At 70.4% G+C, this 3,419-nt stretch carries 4 protein-coding genes; all 4 read right to left on the bottom strand.

What is annotated here, in order from left to right:
* Nucleotides 1-276, bottom strand: a 276-nt coding sequence (locus GTW43_RS34680; protein WP_161305943.1) for a carbohydrate kinase family protein, incomplete at its 3' end; no start/stop codon positions are given.
* Nucleotides 277-354: 78 nt separating this feature from the next.
* The gene (locus GTW43_RS34685; RefSeq protein WP_161305944.1) at nucleotides 355-1,245 is read right to left on the bottom strand and encodes a carbohydrate ABC transporter permease; all 891 of its coding nucleotides are present in this window, start codon (nucleotides 1,243-1,245) and stop codon (nucleotides 355-357) included.
* Nucleotides 1,242-2,195 carry a sugar ABC transporter permease gene (locus GTW43_RS34690; RefSeq protein WP_161305945.1) on the bottom strand — a complete coding sequence of 318 codons (954 nt, stop codon included), beginning with the start codon at nucleotides 2,193-2,195 and terminating at the stop codon, nucleotides 1,242-1,244. The genes GTW43_RS34685 and GTW43_RS34690 overlap by 4 nt, the downstream gene beginning before the upstream one ends.
* A gap of 9 nt (nucleotides 2,196-2,204) precedes the next feature.
* Nucleotides 2,205-3,419, bottom strand: a 1,215-nt coding sequence (locus GTW43_RS34695; protein WP_161305946.1) for an ABC transporter substrate-binding protein, incomplete at its 5' end; no start/stop codon positions are given.

The following is a 3,419-nucleotide window of genomic DNA, read 5'->3' on the forward strand; positions in this document are numbered from 1 at the left end:
GTCGAGGTGCAGGGCGCTGGTGTCGACGCCCCGATCGGCGAGTGCGTCACGCATGTAGTGTCCGGCGTCGTCGTCTCCGACCCGGCCCGCGAACGCGACCTTCAGGCCGAGCCGGGCGGCGCCGCAGGCCATGATCGCGGCGGAGCCGCCGAGGGTCAGGGAGCCGGTGTCGACGCGTTGTTCGCGCTGGTCGAAGGCGAGCGGTTCGGTCAGGGGGCCGACGATCACATCGGGGTTGGCGTCGCCGACGACGAGCAGGTCGTAGCGGTGCGGCATGGCAGATCCTTCAGGTCGTACGGGACAGAGTGCGCAGGCGGGCATGCAGTCGGGCATGCAACTGGGGCGGGATCGGCGTCAGCCCTTGAGGCCGCTCGACGTGAGGGACCGGATGAAGGTCTTCTGCGCGGCGAGGAACGCGAGCAGCACCGGCAGGACGGTGATCACATTGCCCGCCATCACCGCGGACCAGCGGGTGTGATGCGTTCCCTGGAACGTGGTGAGGCCCAGTTGCAGCGTGTACTGCGTGTCGTGGTTGATGGCGATCAGCGGCCAGGACAGGTCGTTCCACGTGGTCAGGAAGGTCAGCACCGCGACCGTGGCGAGGGCGGGCCGGGCGAGCGGCAGCACGACCGACCACAGCACCCGCAGCCGTGAGCAGCCGTCGATCCAGGCGGCCTCCTCCAGCTCGCGTGGCAGCGAGAGGAAGAACTGCCGCAGCAGGAAGACCGCGAACGGTGTCACGAGCGAGGGCACGATGAGCGCGCCGAGGGTGTCGATGAGCCCGAGCTTCTTCATCACCAGGAAGGTCGGGATCATCGTCAGCTGGAACGGCACCGCCATGGTCGCGAGCATCAGCATGAGCAGCACGCGTGAGCCCGCGAACCGCATGCGGGCGAAGGCATAGCCGCCCAGCGCGCCGAACACGAGGTTGGAGACCACCGCGACCGACGAGACGACGACCGAATTGAGCAGCCAGCGCGGGAACATGCCGTTGCCGAGGACGTACCGGTAGCCGCCGAGGTCGATGCCGGAGGGGATCAGCGCGGGCGGGAACCGGTTGAACTGGGCGTCGCTCATCACGGAGCTGACGAGCAGCCACAGCAGCGGCAGGGCGAACAGAACGGCGAGCGGGGCGAGCAGCAGATGCCAGGCGCTGAACGGCAGTCGCCGGCCGGGGCGGCGGACGTCGGCGGGCTCGACGGCCGGCTGTCGTGCGGCCTTGGGCAGGGAGGTCGTCGTGGTCATGAGGCGGCTGCTTCCCCACGAGGCCGGCGTCCGCGGGCACGGACGACCCGCACGAGGACGGTCGGCACGAGGAGCGCCAGGGCGAGGACGTACGCGGCGGCGGCTCCGTATCCCGCGGTGAAGTTCTTGAACGCCTGCTCCCAGATGAAGTAGACGATGACCGTGGTGGAGCCGAGCGGGCCGCCCTTGGTGGTGACGTAGACCAGGTCGAAGACCTGCAAGGACTGGATCGTCTGCCACAGGAGCAGGAACGCGCTGACCGGGGCGATCGTGGGCAGCGTGACGTGGCGCAGCACGTGCCTGCGTTCCGCTCCGTCCAGGCGGGCCGCCTCGATGAGCTCCTTCGGCACGTCCTGGAGGGCGGCGAGGTAGATCACGGTGCACAGCCCCGTGCCGCTCCAGAGCGAGATGGCGACCAGCACGTACAGCGCCTGCGACGGGTCGGTGAGGAAGCTCTGTGCGGAGACGCCGAGTCGGTGCAGTACGGAGTTGGCGACGCCGAACTCCGGGTCGAGGACGAAGGAGAACAGCACACCCTGGGCCGTGGCCGAGACGACGAACGGCACGAAGAAGAGGGTGCGGTAGAGGCCGACGCAGCGGATCTGCCGGTTCAGGGCCAGGGCGAGAGCCAGCCCGGCGGCGATGCTCAGTGGCACGTACAGGAGTGTGTAGAGCAGGGTGTTGCGGACGGCTTCGTGGAAGTGCGGGTCCTGCACCAGCGCGTGGTAGTTGTCCAGGCCCACCCAGCGGCTCGGGGTGACGAGGTCGCTGGCGCGGAAGGAGAGCAGCAGTGACCACAGGACCGGGACGACACTCAGGCCGATGATGACCAGGACCGACGGTGAGACGAAGGCCCAGGCGGTGGCGGCCTCCCGCTGTCGTCGCCGGCGCAGGGTGTGGGGTGCGGACCGGTCGGGCGGCACGGTCAGGGGTGTGGGACGTCGTGGCATGTCAGGTCCTCAACGCGGTATCAGCAGGGCGGCGTTGGCGTTCTCGGCGCAGGCGCGGATTGCCGCCTGTGGGTCGGCGCGGCCCAGCAGCACGGAGACGATGGCCTCACCCAGCGCCTGGGAGATGCTCGGATAGGCGGGGTGCACGGGCCGCACCCGGGCCGAGGGCAGTGCTTCGGTGAACACCGGCAGGCCCGGCGTGCGGGCGGCGTGCTCGCGCCAGGCACGGGCGTTCTCGCTGCCCCGGCTCAGCGGCAGACTGCCCGCGTCCACGTCCCACCGGCTGTCCTGGTCGGGGTGGGTGAGCCAGCTGACGAACGTGCGGGCGGCCCGGGTGCGGGCCTCGCCGTTGTCGAAGACCGTCCAGGTGTCGGGGCCGGAGATCGTCACGGGTCTCCCGTCGAAGGTCGGCAGCGGCACCACGTGGTAGTCGAGTTTCGCCTGGGTGATGTCCGGCAGTTGCCAGGGGCCGGTCGGCACCATGGCCATCCGGCCGGACAGGAACACCTTGTACATCTGCTCGCTGCCGGGCTTGGGGTCGACGTAGACGCTCTTGTCGCGGACCAGGTCACGGACGACTTCGAGGGCCCGTACGCCTTCCTGGGCGAAGCCGATGTGCTTGCCGTCCTCGGCGATCACGTCGCCGCCGAGTCCCCAGACCAGGGGCCACAGCCGCCAGACCGTGTCCTCGTCGCCGGTCCCCGGCCACCCGGTGCCGAAGCGGCCCTCGCCGGTGTCGGTCAGGCGCCGGGCGAGATCGGTGAAGTCGTCCCAGCGCCAACCCGGTCGGGGCAGAGCGAGTCCGGCCTCGGCGAACAGCTTCTTGTTGCAGACCATGGCCAGGGTGTCGACGACCGCGGGCAGCGCGCGGACCCTGCCGTTGATGGTGACCGCCTGCCGGGCCGAGGGCCAGTAGCTCGTCCAGGGGGCGGACCGGTCGCGGACGAACGAGGTGAGGTCGACGGCCTGAGGGCTGCGCGCGACGCTGGCCAGGTCGGAACCGAAGACGAACGCCACGTCGGGGTAGGCGCCCGAGGCCAGCGCCGCGGTGACCTTCTGCAGCATGGCGTCCGCCAGGACGCCGCCGCCCAGGTCGACGCGGATGTCCGGGTGGGCGCGGTGGAACGCGGCGACGAGCCCCTTGATCACCTTCAGGGCGGTGTCCGTCTGCCCGTGCCACACCTGGATCGTGACCGTGCCGTCGGCACCGACCCCGTCGGCCGC

This window comes from Streptomyces sp. SID5785, from assembly GCF_009870065.1.
GTDB lineage: Bacteria > Actinomycetota > Actinomycetes > Streptomycetales > Streptomycetaceae > Streptomyces.